Below are 18,591 nucleotides of genomic sequence, written 5' to 3' on the forward strand. Positions count from 1 at the left end.
TGGCTCACTCCATAATTGGTGATTGACGGAAACATAATTCATCAATCGGGATTCCTTCTGTTTCAAAAACGATGACTTCATTCGCGCCCTTTTGCCAGAAATAATCTGGGATATAGAGGGTTTTGACTGGTCCTTCATTCCAATAACGTCCCATATTTTGCCCATTTACAAAAACAACGCCCTTACCAAAGCTACTACAATCTAGGAAAGTATTTCCCACCTGGTCTAAAACAATTGTTGCCTTATAAAAAGCCGGTGTATCTGGTGTCATTGCTTTAGAAAAATCGATTCTAGCGATTTGTTCTGGTTCAAATTCCAGGCAATAGTGTTCCCATTGACTGATATAATGGATATCTTCCATCACACCACTGCGAATCCCTTTTCTTTGGGTTTCTGCCACGAGCTTAGGACCGTAATTGTTTCTCCCCATGTTTTCAACCAGCAAACTCAATTCATTTTGTTCTTCAGTTAGGTCAAAAGTAATTTCTTCGCCGATCGTGTCTTGATATTGGGTTGCTACTCTAGATTGATTCACAAAAAACTGGATACGATCCAATCCATCGATGACTTTCAATTTTTCTATCCGCCGCTTTTCCATTAATTGACTACGGTAAAGAGTGTAGCCAAAATTCTGTCCCAAATATTCCATCGGTAATGTGTAATCATTGCTGATTGGACTGCTGATTTCGTCGAGAACAGAAAATAATCCGACGCTTTCTTGAATTGGAAAAATTCCCAAACTAACTAATTGGGGATAGAGTGGTTCAGATATTTGCGCTGTAGGAATTTCTTCTTGAATCACTTTTTGAATGGCGAAATATTTTTCGGTAGGCGCCCCCCATTCTGTCAATGGTGCATCATAATCGTATGAAGTGATCTGCGGTTCATTCCGAACGCCTGCATCCGAAGAGCCATTATAAAATCCATAATTCGTGCCACCTTGAAACATATAAAAATTGATGCTGCCCCGTTTTATTACCTCGCGAACTTCTTCAGCCGTTTCCTGTGGATCCCTGCGAATGATTTTTTTCTGCCAAGAATTGAACCAACCGTCCCAAAATTCCATACACATAAGCGGTGCAATCAAGTTGTTTTTTTCTTGATAACGTTTTAGCCAAGCAAAGTTCTCGTTGGCATCAGAACCAAAATTAGCAGTAGCTAAAATGTCTTCTTCTGGAAGAGTGCCAGCTTCCAGTACTTCTCGCCAACCTCCATCAGAAGTGAATAAAGGAACCGTGAGATATTTCCGAAGCTCTTTCACTAAGAATCTCAGATACTCTTTGTCTTCACCATAGGAGCCATACTCATTTTCCACCTGCACCATCAATAAATGGCCTCCATGGGTAAATTGATATGGAACCAATTTCGGCAAAAGTTGTTCATAATACTCCGTTATTGCTTTTAAATAACCAGGATATTGACTACGGATCCGCATCTTACTATCGCTTAACAACCAAGCAGGCAATCCACCGAAATCCCATTCACCACAGATATAAGGACTTGGACGAACAATTGTAAATAACCCTAATTTTTCAGCTATATCCAAAAATGTTGTTACATCTGCCATCCCCTCAAAATCAAATACTCCTTTTTTTGGTTCGTGCAAATTCCACGGCACATATGTTTCAACACAATTACAGCCCATCGCTTGCAGATTACGCAATGTATGTTCCCATTGTGTTGGCGGAATTCTAAAATAATGGACAGCGCCAGAAATTAATTTTAGCGGCTGATCATCTAGATAAAATTCCTCTTTGATTTCAAACTTCATTCCATTGTTCCTCCTAAAAAGCACCTATTTAATCGCTGAATCTAGCCCATTTGACTTGAATTTTGATTGTAAAAACATATATAGCAAAACGATTGGTATTACTGATGTTGCCAAAATTGCCATCAATGCGCCATAATTCAATGGGTCATAATTGTTTTGGGTCATATTTTGGATAATCAACGGCACCGTAAATTTCTTGGAGTCCGACAGTACGATCAATGGAATCAAGTAGGAATTCCAATAGCCCATGAAGGTAAGTAAAGCAGTCGTAATGATGCTAGGTGTTAAGACCGGCACCGCGACTTTCCAAAAGATCGTCCACTCACTTGCGCCGTCAATTCTCGATGCTTCCATTAATTCATTAGGAAACTGCTGTGCATATTGTCGCATCATAAACACGGAAGTTGTGGAGGCCACACTAGGAATAATGACACCGGCAAACGTATTTGTCAGACCAAACTTACTTAAAATATAGAAAGTAGGGATCAATGTCGCGAACCCGGGAATCATGCGGGAGATCATGACTAGATTAAAAATTAGCTTACTTCCCTTAAAGCGGTATTTCGCCATTACATATCCCGCTAATGTCGTGATAAAAGTGGAAACGGCTGTACCAACAAAAGTTATGATGCCCGAATTGATCAGTACGCGGATGTAATCATACTTTTCTTGGACTTCTTTGATGTTTCTCAAAAAATGAGGTCCAATCGTGAAATTTATTTTTTCGCCTAAAATGACATCATTGGATTGAGTAGAAGCAATCAGCATGTATACATAAGGTAATGCAAAAATTACTAATCCAATCAAGAGTACACAGTAAATAAGTAATGGGTTCAACTTACGCTTCATTGTTTTTTCCCCCTACAATAAATTGGATGATGGATAGAATGGCCGCAATGATTACCATTGTCCATGCAATCGCAGAGGCTTTACCAAAATCGACCATTTCGAAACTCGTCTTATATAAATTGACACCGACAGTTACAGCAGAAGATTCTGGACCAAATCCATTTTTAAATAGAATGTTCGGTACTTCAAATGCACCTAGACCGTTAATAGTAGATAAAATCATTCCCATCAAAACAACTGGCTTCAATAGTGGAATCGTAATCTTAAAAAACTTTTGTAGGCTGTTTGCCCCATCAATATCCGCACTTTCATAGATTTCAGTGGATATATTTTGCAAGCCAGCTAAAAATAAAACGGTGTAATACCCCACGTTCAACCAGACCGAAATAATAATGATCGAGACCCTAGCCCAAAAGGGATCGGTCAGCCAAGGAATTGGCGCCAATCCAATCGTCGACAAAACTGAGTTAAATAATCCAGTGGGGTTGTAAAAGGTCAAAAACACTGAAGAAACAGCGACGATCGAAGTAATAGCTGGTAAGTAATACACGGTACGAAAAAAACCTTTCCCTTTAATCGTTGGTTTATTCAACAATACAGAAAAAATCAGTGCTAAGAAGATTGTGATTGGTATGGAAAAAATCATAAAAATGAAAACATTGAAATAGGATTTAAAAAATAATGGATCTTTAAAAATGGCAATAAAGTTGTCCAAGCCAATAAATTCAATTGCTGTCGATACTTTCGAAAAACTAAATCCCAATGACATGATGGCTGGAATAAGTAATGTAACGATAAAAAGAAGAAGAAATGGCAGCAACATAATGTAGGCTGTGCGGGAATAATTTGTAATCCCTCTCTTTTTACGAAATTCCATATGGATACCCCTTTTCAATTTTAAAATCGGGGTTATTCTATCACTCAAAACAACGCGATAACTTTCAACTACCTCTACGTCTGAAAGCAGTTGATCGTCATGAACTGTAGGACCTGCTAGAAATCAGAATCATTGTACGTGGATTCCTACAGTCATTGGTTAGCGTTGTAGAATAACCCCTTTAAAAATTATTCGTTCACTTTGACGCCATATTTTGAAGCAAAATCATCAGCTTGTTTCTTCAATGCATCATCAACCGAAACACCGTTATTTTTGATATCGTAACTAGCGGCTTCAATATAGTTGTCTAAATCAGCTGAATAAGGGAACGCATATCCTTCAATACTGTTTTGGCTGATTTCATCAAGTGTCAATAAGATTTTTTGATTGCCATAATAAGGAAATTCCTTCTGAGCAACTTCACTTGTATAAGCTGTTGTATTCGCAGGCAATCCGCTTAATTCCATATAAGCATCTAACGCTTCTTTATCTGTTAATGCAAAAGTAATAAATTGTAGTGCAGCCAATGCGTTCTCCGAATTTTTTGGAACGTAATAACTAGAGCCACCACTCATTGGAGAATAATTATTGCCTTCATCAACTGCTGGAATCGCTCCAATTCTCCATTTTCCTTCATCATCGGGATAGTCACCTGCTTGGTAAGAAGCCAACCAGCCACCAGCAAGAATAATCCCGCAGTCTTGACCGATCACTGTATAGTCCTTTGAGTTACCATATGCAACTAAATCTTCATCTTGTAATTTTTTTATGATTTCATAAGAATGTTTTACTGCTGGATCTAAGAGATTCAAATTTCCGTCTTTATCAAACAATGAAACGCCTTGCTGTTCTGTTAGATACTTGACCAAGTCCAACTCACCAGTATCTCTCATAAATAATAGATTTTTGCCAGTTTTTTCTTTTAATTTTTTACCAGCTTCAATCAATTCATCCCATGTTTTGATTTGTGTCATATCTACACCAGCTGTTTTAAAAGCTTCCTCGTTATAAAACATAGAGGCATTTCCCCAGTCATTGGGAAACCCGTAAACTTTTTTCGATGGGGCAATATTACTTAACATATTCATTTTTGCTGAATAAAAGTCTTTACCATAATCTTTCACAAATCCAAAATCTTCTGCCGAATAAAAAAGATCTTCAAATTTGTCAAAAACAGAGCCGGCATTGCTGTCTTGTAAAAAAATCAAATCTGGCATTTTTTCGTTAGCGACTAGCTTTGGTGTTACTTTTTGCACCATTGGAATTGCAGGTGCCACATCTACCGGGTTCAATTCTAATTCAGTGCTATACTTCTTGTTATAGAGCTCAATCGATTTTTGTAAATAATCCGTATTTTTCCCTTGAGGAACATACACTTCAATGCTCGCCTTTTCTACCCGTGCCTCTTTTGCTAAATCTTTTGCTGAATCCGTTTTCGATTCAGACTTAGAATCGCCTCCACCACAAGCTGCCAAACTAACGACTGCCAATAAGCCTAACGTACCGCACAACATTTTTCTGAACTTCATATTTTCCCCTCCATATTGTAAACGCTTTTTTCAATACATAGAATACACGAAAGTAAACAAAAGGTCAATAAGTTCACTGAACTTTTTTAATTTGTTTACTGAATATTTTTAAACAAAAAAAGAAGCCGTGACAAAGCGCTTGTCACAGCCTCTTACTTCTTTTCATTATCGGTACTTCCTCGCAAACTTAATTCCGTCGCAATGATCACTTTTTTTGCTACTTTTCGCTCCGTTTCTAAGCGTTCAAGTAACAATTCAACACTTACTTCCCCCATAATTTCCGTATGAATCCTAACTGAGCTAAGGGTCGGAAATACATGCTTCGCTATGCTAGTATCATTAAAGCCAATCAATGAAACTCTTTCCGGTACTTTGATTCCATTTTCCAATAAGGCCCTTAAAGCCCCTACCGCTAACGGATCATTTGCGGTAAAAAAAGCAGTAGGTAGATTATCCGCAAGTTTTTCGATAGCTTTTGTCATCATTTCGTAGCCACTCTCAACATCGAAAGAGTGCTGAAAAACATTTTCTGGATTGTATACCCCTTGGATCCGAGTATATTTTTCAAATGCGATGGTCCGCGTATCCTTACCAATAGGATGATTGGGTAATGTTTTACCGTAATCAAGCCCCCCGATAAAGCCAATATTCCTATGCCCCGTTTCAACAAAAAAATTGACTACACTGCTGACCGCTTGATCAAAATCTAGTGAAACAGAGTCATATTTTGCAGAAAGAATATCCATCCCCACAAAGACTAGATTATCCGTGAAATCGATCAAAGATTGCTGCTGTTCCGGTGAGCATTCGCCAATTGAAATGATACCGATGATGTCATCATCGAAAATCATTTCATCATTGCGAAAATAACGAAGGATTTCATACCCTTCATCTAAAATCTTCTTCTCAGCACTCATTCTAAGCGAAAGATAATAGACATCATCCAATTCATCCTTTTCAGTCATCCATTGAACGATCGCGATTTTTCCTTTGTCAATCACTCGGTTCCGCTTATATTTCGTATATTCAAGTTTTTCCGCTGCTTCAAAAATTCGCTTTCTAGTTTCATCACTAACAGAAAGAGTTTGATCAAAATTCAACACCCTTGAAACAGTCGTTTTAGACACACCAGCTAAATCTGCTATATCTTTGATTGTTGCCATATGAACACCTCATTTTCTCTCTGTTAAAATTATACTTTCGTCTTTTTCAATAAAAAATCTAACATGTATGAGTTGACCAAGCTGAATAAAAAGCCGATAATAACGGATTTTATTCCATAGGTTAAAAATCCTAAAGCCAGTACCATAAAATTGATATAACGGATGCCTCGAGCAATGTTAAATTCAGGATGTCTTTTGTTGATTGCCAAAGCGATCACATCCATCCCCACAGTCGAAGCATTTGCGGAAATACAACAATAATATCCTATTGCAATAAAAATGCTGGCAAGTAAAAAGTCGATGCCTAAATTCACTTGAAAATTGATATCCATATAATAAAAAAGAGCAAAGAATATGTTATAGCAAATACTACTGACGATAGACTTGAAAAAATTGGCTTTTCCTAAAAATAACCAACAAAAAACTAATAAAAGCAGCGTGATCCCAGAGGTTAAATAGACGATCGGTATGCTTGTCACCTTTTCAACGATCATAGCCATACTGGTAACACCACCATTAATAATGCCATTCGTCTTCATCCATTTTGCATAAGCAAACCCCATCAATACATTTCCTATAATGATTTTCATAACATTCTTTGTCTCATCCACTGTTGTATCAGTGATGATTACTTTACTCATTACACAGCCTCCTCTTCATATAGGAATCCGATTTCATTGTAGTTTAATATACCATTAATCGAGGGGGTTTGACAATTAGTTTAGTGAATTTCCAGTGAACAAAATAAAAAGTTTGCTATTGGATCTATTTAATCACCTTCCTAAGCATCCTTCACTTTTCTATCCATTCTAAATAGAAAAAGGGACCAATTTTTTCTATTTTCAAGGGAAATGAATGTTCTGAAGTCAGAGTCTTATTCCAGATTTCTACAATTAGGTTTTCGTATACTACAAACAGGATTAATAGGTAGTAGTTACATTTTAAATCTGAAATTGGCTTTCCTTGCGTATTTATTTTGATAATAGCGCTTTGCCTATCGTTTGCGTCGAAAACTCCCACCAATATTTGACAAAAAAAACTCCCAACAGAGTAGTTTAGAAAAAAAATTTCTAATATCTACTAAGTTGAGAGGTTATCACTCCTAACTGATTTTACATAAGTCCCGGTTGTGTTCCTCTATCCGCACTAAACGTTAAAGAGCCAAAAACCCGCTCACTGAGCGGGTTTGATTGTTGTAAAGCACCGTGTATATCCTAGACTATTTGAGCATACTTTTTGGGTCAACAGATAGTTTGATAGTTTTAGGTATCAAGGAAAGTGAATGGTATGTGTTTCAGCAGGCTAAACAAGCGATTATATCTATGAGTTAACTCTTCACATTTTTACAAACGTCAATCCGCTCAAAGGATTCATCGCTAGCCATCTTTTCTCCTTATCCCTCATCCTCTATTAGACAACTTGATACACACTGATCGATAGCATCTTATAGATGATAGTTTCAAAATCAATGAAGGATATGTTTTTACTTATTGGTTTTTTTCAACGTGTTCTTCATCATAGTTAACAATTCTTTTACTGCTTCCGGTTTAGTATCACCAGTTTCTTTATCAATAATCGAACTGTACACATGCGGAATGATTTTCTTAACACCCGCATCAACAGCAATTTGTACGATTTCTTCAAAATTTTCTAAATCAATACCACCTGTTGGTTCTAAATAAAACTCATGTTTGGCGCAAGCTTCAGCAATTGCTTTATATTCTTCAATATGAGCCAATCCATTCATTGGAAAATACTTGATCGAACTTCCACCCATGTCTTTTAGTAATTTAATCGCTGTTTCAATCGGGACTTCTCCAACAGGTGCTTGCGAACTCAAAGGACCGGTTGCTATATTGACGACGCCTACTTTGCCTGTCGGTGAAACTAGACCATTAATAATGGTTTCATCTTGACCTAATAGTGCGCGCGATGTTCCCACTCCGGTAAAAACCTGATTGATATGTTGCGGCTGTAATTCTGCTGAGATCCGACTGACCATTTGACTTTGGTTAGGATCGCCTGCACCTAGCCCAACAGATAACGCATTATTCGTGACTGCTGCATACTTTCTCATATCTTCAATTGCTGCTTTGTCACTTGAGTAATTCTTAGATAGAACACCCAAGATTACATGCCCTTCTGCAGCTTCATAACATGCCTTGGCATTCTCAACTGAATTAGCTAATACATTTAGACAAATTCGATCTTCTAAATAGTTCGGGGTTAAAACCATCTTCTTCACTCCTAAAATTTTTCATTCATAATCTCGCTCAAGCGAGCAACAATTTTTTTCATTTCAGCTTGATTGACAGAACGAATATCAAACTCAATGATACCGTTATTGGCTTGGTATTCTCTTGTATAGATAGCTGGATTTTTTTCTTTTAGTTCCTTAATAACTTCTTTAGCCGATTTGGGTCCTGAAATCTGCACACTCGCTCTATAGATGTCTCGGCCTGCTCCGTCCTGTACCATCTTTGCAGTGACATTAGGTATCTCATCCAACTCACGAATAAAAGGGGCTAACCGGCTTTTCATGGATTCTCCATCTTCACTACCATTTCGCACATAGTCCTCTACTGCTTGAGTAAAGCCTAAAATATTATCTTTTCCGATTTTCATTGCACGACCGATACCTTTTCCTTGGAGTCTGATCCAGTTGATATAGTCTTTTTTTCCAATCACTAAACCGGCACTAGGACCTTCAATCGCTTTTGCTCCACTGTAGATCACTAGACTTGCGCCAGCTTCTATATATTTAAACAAGTCTTCCTCAGCTGCGGCATCTACAATAAGTGGCAACTGATGTCTATTTGCGACCTCCGCTGCTTCCTCTACCGTCAACATACTTTTTTGTACTGTATGGTGGCTCTTGATATATAAAAGTGCAGCTGTTTGCTCTGTAATCGTCATTTCAAGATGTTCTGGTGAACACATATTGGCATAACCAGCTTCAACCACTTGCCCACCACCTTGCGTCACCATCACTTCAACCGGCGTCCCATAGTCAACGTTATGACCTTTTGGCATAACAATCTCTCGCTTAGTGATTGAGGGTGTATAGGGATGATATGCGTGATACAAAGAGCCCTTGCCAATCAGAGCAGCCACACTTTGGGCAATACCGGCAGAAGCAGAAGCAACAACTTGGGCATCTTCCACGTGTAGTAGCTTAGCTAAATAAGCGCCCGTTTGAATACTTAGCTCACTCATTTCAAAAAAATGTTCTCCGCCAAATTTTTGAGCCGCCAAGACATTGTTTGAAACTTTAGATACACCTAGAATCGTCATTCGCCCTGAGGCATTAATGACTTCTTTTAAATTAAACTTCTCATAGCTATCCATATTACTAGCCCACCTTCATTAAACAAATTATCTCTCCACTTCACAGTAAAGCACAGACATGTCTTTCTTCAGAATAAAGGGCATAGCACCCTTTGTCAGAAGCTAAATTTTGATCAGTGATGCAAGAATCCACATCACTGATCTCTCTGTCTAGTTCTCAAAGTGTAAGGATGATTCTTACCTATTTTATAACAAACCTAGGAATGAACAAATGATGCTCACAAGAACAATTGTTCCAATGATCACGCCATAGCGTGGTCCTTTTTTTACCATGTAAAAATAAATCAAGAAAACAGCAGCTAAAGGCAATACGCCTTTCATTACTTGATCTAAAATATCCTGTACAACAATAGTCGCACCACCGGAAACATGAAATTTCATTGGACTTGAGATGTTCACATAGCTAGCCGATAATGCGCCCATCATCATCATCCCCAAAACATTTGCTCCATAAATCACTTGCTTGATTTTGCCATCTTTCAACAACGCCATGATAGAGTTTCGTCCTAGCGTATAAGATTTATTGATCAATCCCCAGCTAATGTACATAGTCAGAACTGTATAAATTACTAAGGGACCTACCCCTCCCATAATGCTACCATTTTTGGCGATCGGAATAAAAATGGAAATAATCAATGGCATAATAGCAGCCCAAACGATTGAATCACCAATACCAGCTAACGGACCCATCAGACCTGTCTTAATCGATGTAATAGCAGAGTCACCAATATCTGCTCCATTGGCGCGTTCTTCCTCCATTGCTAAAGAAATTCCTTGAATAGAAGCACCAATCGTTCCTTCTGTGTTAAAAAAAGCCAAATGTCTTTTTAATGCTTCTTTTTGTTCCTCTTCATTATCTGCATATAATCTTTTTATCGCTGGAATCATGGATGCACAAAAAATCAAACTTTGTAACCGTTCATAAGAATTAGACAACTCACAACCCAATTGATAAATCCAAAATGTTTTACTAATATCTTTTTTCGTTAGTTTCTTTTTATTCAAATCTGTTGCTTTATCCATTATGCTTCCCCCTCTTTCAGCGCATTATTTCTCACTAAGAAGGCCACACAAGCTCCTATGACTGCAACTGCCATAACTTCGGCCCCAAAATACATTACGGCTACAAAACCAATTAAGAAATATGGGATTAACGTCTTTTTCCCGATAACCATGATTGTCAAAGCAAACCCTAATGCTGGCAAAAGTCCGCCCATTACTTCAAACCCATGCATCAACTTCTCTGGAATAATATCTAATAATGTCGTCACGACAGATTTACCAAAAAAGTTCCCTGCAAAAACTAATGGAAAGCGTAGTAAGAAACCTACTAAAGCTGGATATAAAAATGCCGCACGATAAATTCCTTTATAGTTCAAATTATCCGCATACTTATCAGCCATATGAACAAACGTCGCATTGACCGTTCTTCTGATCTGATCCATAAAAACACCTAAGACACCAAAAGGTACTGCCAAGGCAACAGCTGCTTCTGCATTCATTCCTACACCTAATGCAATTGGTATCGCAATGGCTGATGCCAATGCGGGATCACTAGGTACATTTCCTCCTGGCGTTGAGGTCACACCTAAATAAACCAATTGAATCCCTGCTCCTATTATCATTGCTTCAGAGATTTTTCCAGTAGCAATACCTGCGATCATTGCAGCACATAATGGTTGCGATAACATTCCTGAGAATGTATATCCAAACCGAAGTCGCGCGAACCAATAATATATGCCCATTGTAATTGAAACACCTAAAACACCCATATTTGTCACTTCCTCTTTTTTATTTTTACAATGAATGATATTTTTCTATTAATTTTTCTATTGGCATAGGATTGTCTTCTGGAATTGCTTGGAAAAATACATTTAATCCCTTTGCCAAAAAGCGATCAAGAATCATCACATCATTTTCAGATAGGTTGATATTTTTCAGAACATTTTTCCGTTCTGCACCACCGCCAAGTCCACCAATTTGGATATCTTTCGTAATGACTTGAGCTTCCACCATTTCAGACAATGTTTGAAGATCTGGAACAAGAAAAAGAACCTTTGCATTACTTGATGCAGCTTCCTCTTGCCAATATTTTTTAGCTGATTCAACTCCATAAATCTTCACTTCAACTCCTGGAGGTGCTGCCATGATATAAATACTTTGCAAGAATTCATCTTTTTCTAGTTCATCACTTACTACAAAAATTTCATCGGCAGCCGATTGTTGTAACCATTTTGTTACGACTTGTCCATGAATCAATCGACTATCCACTCTTGTTAATACTATATTTGCCATGTTTTATTTCTCCTATCTATTTGTTGGTTGGTAATTTTAAAATTTGACAGTTATCGAGTGAGGCTTGTAAAATTTCTAATCCAGTCTGTTCAGTATAAGGTGCAGCTTGTTTCATGACTGCATCTAAAAGCATAGCTGAATTTAGCCCCGAAAGCGCTAAAATATCATAATCTCTGGAAAGTCTTAGCGCCACATTGCTTGTGGTACCTCCCTTAATGTCAGTCAATACAAGAAGTTTTTCCGTCCATGTAATCTCTTTCAGCTGATTTTCTACACGTTCAATATATTCTTGTAAATTATCCTCTGGATGTAGAACTACTTCATGAATGTTTTCTATTTCACCGACAATCATTTTGATACTTTTCAAAAGGCCTTCTCCCCAACCACCATGGGTCAGTATAATGATGGGTTCCTTTTCCATGTATTCATCTCCTTATCATCACTTGACAAAAGTGCTACTCCTTCCAAAGAGTAATCGCTTTGCCAGTTGTTTTCACTCATCTATAAAGCAAAGAGTGTGCCAAAAAATTTGTCATCAACAAAAAAAGCTCGAAACCCTAGGATTATCTTAGGGTTACGAACTTTTTACTAATTAACTGCAATAGAGCAATTCATAGATATATTTGATTTCAAGGGGAGAAAATTGGATATTGTATGACACTTCCAATGAACGGAAAGCCATTTTTATGACAGATGCCTCATCTGGAATATCTTTATAAGACAGATTATATTCCGCTGTATTGTACTCATTATTAATTACTAAACGCTCTACAGTACAACAAGTATGAATCAAAAAGCGTAACATCGTTTTTTCATCACTATCAATCTTCAATTGTCGGCAGAGGTCATCATACACTTGACTTACTTCAATGGACAAACGTTGCGGGTTAAGAACTGTGATATGATTGATAATTGCCTTTAATGTTAAGCCATGCACATATCGTTTAGCAATTTTTTCTTTTAAGATTCGATTTTTTTCGTCTGACATATCGTAGCCAAATACAAGTAACAATCTCTCTACGCCTTTTTCAGAGAATAATTCTTCTAAGGGAATGAACGGAACATCAGGTATCTCCGTTTGAAAGGTTCCAACGATCCCAACTAATTTTTCATCCCCTTGTATGTGTCGGTGAATACGATCAATATCTTGAACCTCACTATTGTCTAAGGTAAGAATCCGAATATTTTCTAATACTTCTTCTTGAAAGACATCAACGATCAACTTCTCGATTTTTAAGGCGGTTCCTAAACCAGTCATACACGAAATGATCAGCACCTTAGAATCAAAGAAATGTCCTTGTTTGCAAAGAGAGGATAGGTGTCCTTTTTCATTCAACACGGGAAGTAAGTAATCAAATTCGGTTGATTCATAAATGACTTCTCTAGAAACTTCCAATAATGTTAAAAGGTTGATATTTTTAATCAGCAACACTTCAATTCCGAATTCTTCACTGATCAAATTCCCAAAGTAAACTAAAGAACCGATATCCACAAGCAATAGTAAGCGTTTATACTTGTTCACACGGATGATGCTTTTCACCTTTTCCAAAGTTTCTTCAACGGTCTGATGGATCGGCATATTGACTGCCTTTAAAAGATTGCTGGAAAACAAAACATTAGCATATTCTGCCATACTAGTAGCGGTCGTCGATCCATGGGCAACTACGATCACGCCACAATCATCATTCCGTCGATATTGGCTGTCGGCTTGTTTCAGCTTTCTTAGCAATAGTCCAAAATAAGTTATCTCCGTTTTAGGTAATTGAACAGAGAACAGTTCAGATACTTTTTCAACGATACGTTGAGAGATGTCATAATTTTCAAGTCGTCCAAGCATTAATTGACTAGAATACAAATAAAAATCATCATTTGGAATATCCATAAAAAGCAAAGTTGAGTAAATGTGATTGGCTAGTACATCAATTAAATTTTTAGGGAGCGTGAGACCGGTTAACTCCTGAATAAATGTCGTTACTTCAGCAATCTTTTTCTCAAAGCTTTCGTCGATTTTCCTCAGTGGTTGCGCCTTGTTCATTGGTTCAAACAAACGCATATCAAATAGTTGATCGATTTTTTTCTGTAAAATCGCAGTTACTTCTTTTTGCGGAATATTGCTATTCTTTAAATTGGAAAACTCTTTAAGCAGGAAATCATAAAAAGCATCATTGATTTTGTCTCTTGCAGTAAAATAGCGACTAACAGAGGAGCGGTTATTGGCTTTAATTTTGAGACTCTCACCAGCTAGTAATTCTTTTAAGGCAATCTGGTCCTTGGCGTCTTTTTCAAAAGGTTCTTCATTCAATAGGAGGGATGAATCGATCACTAATTCACTTGCTTGTTTCTCGAGCTGTTTCAAATAACCCTGCGCGCAAATAAATTGAATTTCTGATTTCATTTCACCAATATTTCCTTGGTATTTTTTAAATACCAATTGTTCAATGACCTGATAGTTAATCGTAATATCTTTTTTTATTTTATGACTTTCATTTTGAAAGAAATTAACAACTAGCTCAATTTTTTCTTGAATAGGACGTTCCTTGATTGTTGGTAATATTAACGCTACTGGTATACGACGAAGAAAAGTTTTCAAAAACGTTTGCGAAAAATCTTCGGTAGTCGCAAAAATAAAGCGAACGTTCACCGTTCTTTTCGTATTTGCCTCACCCATTCTAGAAAAGTAACCTTTATCTAATAAAGTAAACAGCTTTTCCTGTCCTTCATTGGATAGACGATGAACTTCGTCTAGAAATAAAAAGCCTTGGTCGGCATGTTCAATTAGGCCCGCCTTATCCTCGATTGCCCCCGTAAAGCTCCCTTTTTGATAGCCAAAAAGATGAGAAGTCAACAATTCTGGGTTATTGTAATACTCTGAGCAATTAAAATAAACAAACGGCGTTTTTCGATTCGTAAATTTTTCATAATACTTGTGCAGCGATTCAGCCAGCAATGTCTTTCCGACACCCGATTCCCCGCCAAGTAAGATATTCAATCCATAGGGCGGATACAGTACCGCTGCTTTTAGCTTTTCGATTTGATCTTTTAAACTACCTTTATATCCGATGATCTCTGAGAAATCTTCTTCCATCACTGAATCAGCCAAATGTTGTTCTTCCATCACTTGCTCAAATTCAGCCAAAGTTTTAAATGTTAGTTGTTCTTTGAAAAAGTAACTTTTTTCATTTTCTAGTTCTATTTTACTAAAAAACAATACGGGACGACTTTTTATCCGAATTGCTTTTTTCATGTTCAATAATTTATTTAAATCTTCACTTACAGCATTTCGCGCAAGCGCTAACAAATCACTGATCTCTTTGGCAGTGACTCCTGTTAACTCTCCTGTTGTTAATTGTTTCTTTGTTTGTTCCGCGAGAATCATTTCTATTTTTTCGATACGTTGCATACCGATTCACCTCTCTCACCTACTAAAGGTATTATACTTGGGATTAATAGCGTGTCAAGTAGGCATAAGATTAGGCCAGCACTCCCCTTTCGGTACTTCCCAAAGAATCGATTTCTGTAGTAGGCAGATGCTTTATAACACGGATGGACTCAATTATAAAAAAACAAATCTACTAATTTTTTTACTATTGTTGCGAAAATGTTGAATAAACCAAAAAAACCCGCTCACTTAGCGGGTTCGAGCGTTGTAGAACAACGTTAGATTATTTGTTTAAAGCGTCTTTTGCTTGGTCAGCCAATGCAGTAAATGCTGTTGCATCGTTTACAGCCAAGTCAGCTAACATTTTGCGGTTGATGTCGATTTCAGCTAATTTCAAACCGTGCATCAATTTTGAGTAGCTTAAGCCATTCATACGAGCCGCTGCGTTGATACGAGCGATCCACAATTTGCGGAAGTCGCGTTTCTTTTGACGACGATCGCGGTATGCGTAGTTGTATGAATTCATTACTTGTTCTTTTGCTGTTTTAAATAAAGTGTGTTTAGAACCGTAGTAACCTTTTGCTAATTTTAGCACTTTTTTACGACGTTTACGAGTTACTGTTCCACCTTTAACACGTGCCATGTATAATTCCTCCTAATATGAAAATCGATAGTTGTTTGAATTTGTAAAGCCTTGGGACGCAATTATTTCATGCGTGCTAATTGTTGACGGATACGTTTGTAATCGCCAGCTGAAACCATAGAAGCTTTACGCAATTGACGACGTTGTTTTTTTGTTTTACCGTGGAAACGGTGGCTAGTAAATGCACGGAAGCGTTTCAATCCGCCGCCGCCAGTACGTTTTACGCGTTTTGCTAATCCGCGGTGTGTTTTTTGTTTTGGCATAACTAATTTCCTCCTCAAAATCTTTCGTTATCTGACTTTAAACTGAAACTCAGTGAGTCATTATTTATCATTTTTTGGCGATAATACTAAGAACATGCTGCGTCCATCCATTTTGGGTTTTTGTTCAACGGATGCTAAATCAGCTGTTTCTTCAGCCAAACGATCCAACACTTTCTGACCAATCTCTTTATGGGTAATGGCACGGCCTTTGAAACGGATCGAAGCTTTTACTTTGTCCCCTTTTTCAAGGAATTTACGTGCATTACGCAACTTTGTGTTGAAATCATTGACGTCAATCGTTGGACTTAAACGAACCTCTTTAATGTTGATTACTTTTTGTTTTTTACGAGCTTCACGGTCTTTCTTCTGTTGCTCAAAACGATATTTTCCGTAATCCATAATTCTTGCTACTGGTGGTTTTGCATTTGGTGCCACCAATACCACATCAAGGTTTGCTCGTTCTGCAATTTGCAATGCTTCAGCTTTACTCTTTACACCAAGTTGTTCGCCGTTTTGATCAATCAAACGCAATTCACGTGCACGAATGCCGTCGTTTACCATCATATCCTTTGCTATGGTCATTCACCTCCGAGTTTTTTGAGAGAAAGAAAAGCTTGTCGATTCGAAATCAGACAATAAAAAAACGAGTTCTTCACGAACCCGCACGTACCCCATACAAAAATGTAGGAATCCTATTCTGCCCAGCGATACAGTCACTTAGGCGAGAAGCGGGTGCTTCTACTTTAATTTCTCAACTCTTATAGTATACAAGTTTTTTGGCAGATTGTCAATGATTTTCATGATTGTTTCAAAAAAAGGTTGTAGTAGAACTGGGGATCTACAGGAAATCTCGACTGTTTTCCGAAGAAGCTGTGTCTCATACACTGTTTGTCCCAAAAAAAGCTGTGACAAGACTGTCACAGCTTTTTCAGCTACTTTTATTCAGCTTTCAATGCAGCCATCGTGATGTAGTTGTATGGTTGATTGAAGTGCGGCAAGAAGAAGATATCTAGGAGTTTCATCTTATCGATGGTTACACCTTCTTCAATCGCCAATGAGAACATATGGATGCCCATTGCGATTTCTGAAGTACGTGAAGCCATTTGGGCACCAACCACGCGACGTGATTCTGTTTCGTAAACGATCCGGATTTTTACAGTATCGTTTTCTTTCATGAAGCCAGGCTTCTGTGTATCTTCATAATCTGAATAGCTCACTTTCACGCCGTTGCGTTCCGCTGCTTCCACCGAAAGTCCAGTGGAAACCATGTTGTAGCCAAAGATGGAGATACCATTTGATCCTTGGACCCCAGTTGATTCCAATGATGTACCGCCAATGTTATGGCCTGCTACGATCCCTGAGCGAACAGCATTGGTTGCTAAAGCGATATAGGTGGTTTGCTGCAATGCATTCGAGTAAACTGTTGCACAGTCTCCCACAGCGAAAACATCTGGATCACTTGTTTGTTGGTGACGGTCTACAAGGTACGCACCGTTCGTAAATAATTCTAAATGGTCTTTTCCTAATGTATTATTTGGTAAAAAGCCGATCGCATTGATTACAAGATCAACTGGGTACTCCCCGTTGTCCGTTACCACTGCTTCTACTTTGTCGGTTCCTTTGTATTCTCGAGCTAATTCGCCAAAATGCAACTCGATCCCATTCTCTGCTAAATTTTGATCCATGTCATCCGTGAACCATTTGTCATAGTAATTTGGCAATGAGCGATTGGCAGCGTCGAACAGGAGAACATTTTTGCCACGACGTTTTGCTGCTTCTGCAATTTCAACACCGATGTAACCAGCACCGATGACTGCAACATTTTTCACGCCTTCTGCAGCTAATTCATGATCGACGGATTGCCCATCTTGGAATCGTTTCAAGAAATGGATGTTGGCTAAATCCCGTCCAGGTACGTTTGGTGATATTGGTACAGAACCTGTTGCCAAAATCAGCTTATCGTAAGTTTCTACTACCTCTTCACCCTCTTTTGTGACTGCATGAACCGTTTTATTTTCAAAATCGATATGGTCAACCGTTGTTTCCATATAGATTGTTGCTCCCTTTGCCTCGAAATCTTCCCGTTTTGTATAAAATAAGCCTTCGTAAGAATCGATTTGACGTCCAACCCACAATGCCGTCCCACAACCAAGGTAACTAAGGTTTGTATTCCGGTCGATCATTACTACTTCTTGATCTTGGTAATTGTCTAACAAGGTATTTGCAGCGGCAATTCCTGCATGGTTCGCACCAATAATCACTGTTTTTGTCATGGAAAAAATTCCTCCTTTTGTTTATGGTTTCATTATAGCTACATTGTGAAATTAAAAACTATCAAGATTTTCGCAAACCGTTAAAAAAATGACAGTTTTTACTGGTTCTTGCCAAATTATTCATCAATATTGTTGTTATTCTTTACCAACCGTTTAAAATATATTTAAAGTTTGTGAAATGAAACATATTTATTTCGAGCA

At 37.9% G+C, this 18,591-nt stretch carries 17 protein-coding genes and 1 other annotated feature; all 17 genes read right to left on the reverse strand.

Translation table 11 applies throughout. The features are described from left to right. Nucleotides 1-4 precede the first annotated feature (4 nt). Nucleotides 5-1,771 (reverse strand): beta-galactosidase family protein, encoded by a 1,767-nt coding sequence (locus Q0A12_RS10230; RefSeq protein ID WP_291292552.1) that lies wholly within the window; start codon nucleotides 1,769-1,771, stop codon nucleotides 5-7. Nucleotides 1,772-1,795: 24 nt separating this feature from the next. Further along, nucleotides 1,796-2,620 (reverse strand): carbohydrate ABC transporter permease, encoded by an 825-nt coding sequence (locus Q0A12_RS10235; protein ID WP_291292553.1) that lies wholly within the window; start codon nucleotides 2,618-2,620, stop codon nucleotides 1,796-1,798. Then, nucleotides 2,610-3,497 carry a sugar ABC transporter permease gene (locus Q0A12_RS10240; RefSeq protein WP_291292554.1) on the reverse strand — a complete coding sequence of 296 codons (888 nt, stop codon included), beginning with the start codon at nucleotides 3,495-3,497 and terminating at the stop codon, nucleotides 2,610-2,612. The genes Q0A12_RS10235 and Q0A12_RS10240 overlap by 11 nt, the downstream gene beginning before the upstream one ends. 188 nt (nucleotides 3,498-3,685) lie before the next feature. Next, a complete protein-coding gene (locus tag Q0A12_RS10245) occupies nucleotides 3,686-5,026 on the reverse strand; it encodes an ABC transporter substrate-binding protein (protein WP_291292555.1) in 1,341 nt (446 codons plus the stop codon). A 152-nt stretch (nucleotides 5,027-5,178) separates the two neighbouring features. After that, complete coding sequence (locus Q0A12_RS10250; protein ID WP_291292556.1) at nucleotides 5,179-6,189, reverse strand: LacI family DNA-binding transcriptional regulator; 1,011 nt, start codon at nucleotides 6,187-6,189, stop codon at nucleotides 5,179-5,181. A gap of 29 nt (nucleotides 6,190-6,218) precedes the next feature. Beyond that, the gene (locus Q0A12_RS10255; protein ID WP_291292557.1) at nucleotides 6,219-6,830 is read right to left on the reverse strand and encodes a YitT family protein; all 612 of its coding nucleotides are present in this window, start codon (nucleotides 6,828-6,830) and stop codon (nucleotides 6,219-6,221) included. An 842-nt stretch (nucleotides 6,831-7,672) separates the two neighbouring features. After that, nucleotides 7,673-8,425: a KDGP aldolase family protein gene (locus tag Q0A12_RS10260; RefSeq protein WP_291292558.1), complete on the reverse strand. Its 753-nt coding sequence runs from the start codon at nucleotides 8,423-8,425 to the stop codon at nucleotides 7,673-7,675. 11 nt (nucleotides 8,426-8,436) lie between these two features. Further along, on the reverse strand, nucleotides 8,437-9,537 hold the full coding sequence (locus Q0A12_RS10265; protein ID WP_291292559.1) for a DgaE family pyridoxal phosphate-dependent ammonia lyase: 1,101 nt from the start codon (nucleotides 9,535-9,537) through the stop codon (nucleotides 8,437-8,439). 186 nt (nucleotides 9,538-9,723) lie between these two features. Further along, the gene (locus Q0A12_RS10270) at nucleotides 9,724-10,560 is read right to left on the reverse strand and encodes a PTS system mannose/fructose/sorbose family transporter subunit IID (RefSeq protein ID WP_156248057.1); all 837 of its coding nucleotides are present in this window, start codon (nucleotides 10,558-10,560) and stop codon (nucleotides 9,724-9,726) included. Further along, a complete protein-coding gene (locus tag Q0A12_RS10275) occupies nucleotides 10,560-11,309 on the reverse strand; it encodes a PTS sugar transporter subunit IIC (protein WP_156248056.1) in 750 nt (249 codons plus the stop codon). Before Q0A12_RS10275 ends, Q0A12_RS10270 begins: the two co-directional genes overlap by 1 nt. A 25-nt stretch (nucleotides 11,310-11,334) precedes the next feature. Then, entirely contained in the window at nucleotides 11,335-11,832 is a 498-nt protein-coding gene (locus tag Q0A12_RS10280; protein WP_156248055.1) for a PTS sugar transporter subunit IIB, read from the reverse strand. 16 nt (nucleotides 11,833-11,848) lie between these two features. Continuing rightward, nucleotides 11,849-12,253: a PTS sugar transporter subunit IIA gene (locus Q0A12_RS10285; RefSeq protein WP_291292560.1), complete on the reverse strand. Its 405-nt coding sequence runs from the start codon at nucleotides 12,251-12,253 to the stop codon at nucleotides 11,849-11,851. 171 nt (nucleotides 12,254-12,424) lie between these two features. Further along, nucleotides 12,425-15,232 carry a sigma-54-dependent transcriptional regulator gene (locus tag Q0A12_RS10290; protein ID WP_291292561.1) on the reverse strand — a complete coding sequence of 936 codons (2,808 nt, stop codon included), beginning with the start codon at nucleotides 15,230-15,232 and terminating at the stop codon, nucleotides 12,425-12,427. 262 nt (nucleotides 15,233-15,494) lie between these two features. Then, the gene (gene rplT, locus Q0A12_RS10295) at nucleotides 15,495-15,854 is read right to left on the reverse strand and encodes a 50S ribosomal protein L20 (protein ID WP_003128653.1); all 360 of its coding nucleotides are present in this window, start codon (nucleotides 15,852-15,854) and stop codon (nucleotides 15,495-15,497) included. 62 nt (nucleotides 15,855-15,916) lie between these two features. After that, a complete protein-coding gene (gene rpmI / locus Q0A12_RS10300) occupies nucleotides 15,917-16,117 on the reverse strand; it encodes a 50S ribosomal protein L35 (protein ID WP_003128650.1) in 201 nt (66 codons plus the stop codon). 60 nt (nucleotides 16,118-16,177) lie between these two features. Then, the gene (gene infC, locus Q0A12_RS10305; protein WP_003128645.1) at nucleotides 16,178-16,699 is read right to left on the reverse strand and encodes a translation initiation factor IF-3; all 522 of its coding nucleotides are present in this window, start codon (nucleotides 16,697-16,699) and stop codon (nucleotides 16,178-16,180) included. Nucleotides 16,700-16,746: 47 nt separating this feature from the next. Beyond that, nucleotides 16,747-16,867: a sequence feature (ribosomal protein L20 leader region), on the reverse strand. Between the two features lie 188 nt (nucleotides 16,868-17,055). After that, entirely contained in the window at nucleotides 17,056-18,390 is a 1,335-nt protein-coding gene (gene nox, locus Q0A12_RS10310; RefSeq protein WP_291292562.1) for a H2O-forming NADH oxidase, read from the reverse strand. Between the last annotated feature and the right edge of the window lie 201 nt (nucleotides 18,391-18,591).

The sequence above is a fragment of the Enterococcus sp. genome (genome assembly GCF_022711995.1).
In the GTDB taxonomy this organism is placed as follows: Bacteria; Bacillota; Bacilli; order Lactobacillales; family Enterococcaceae; genus Enterococcus_D.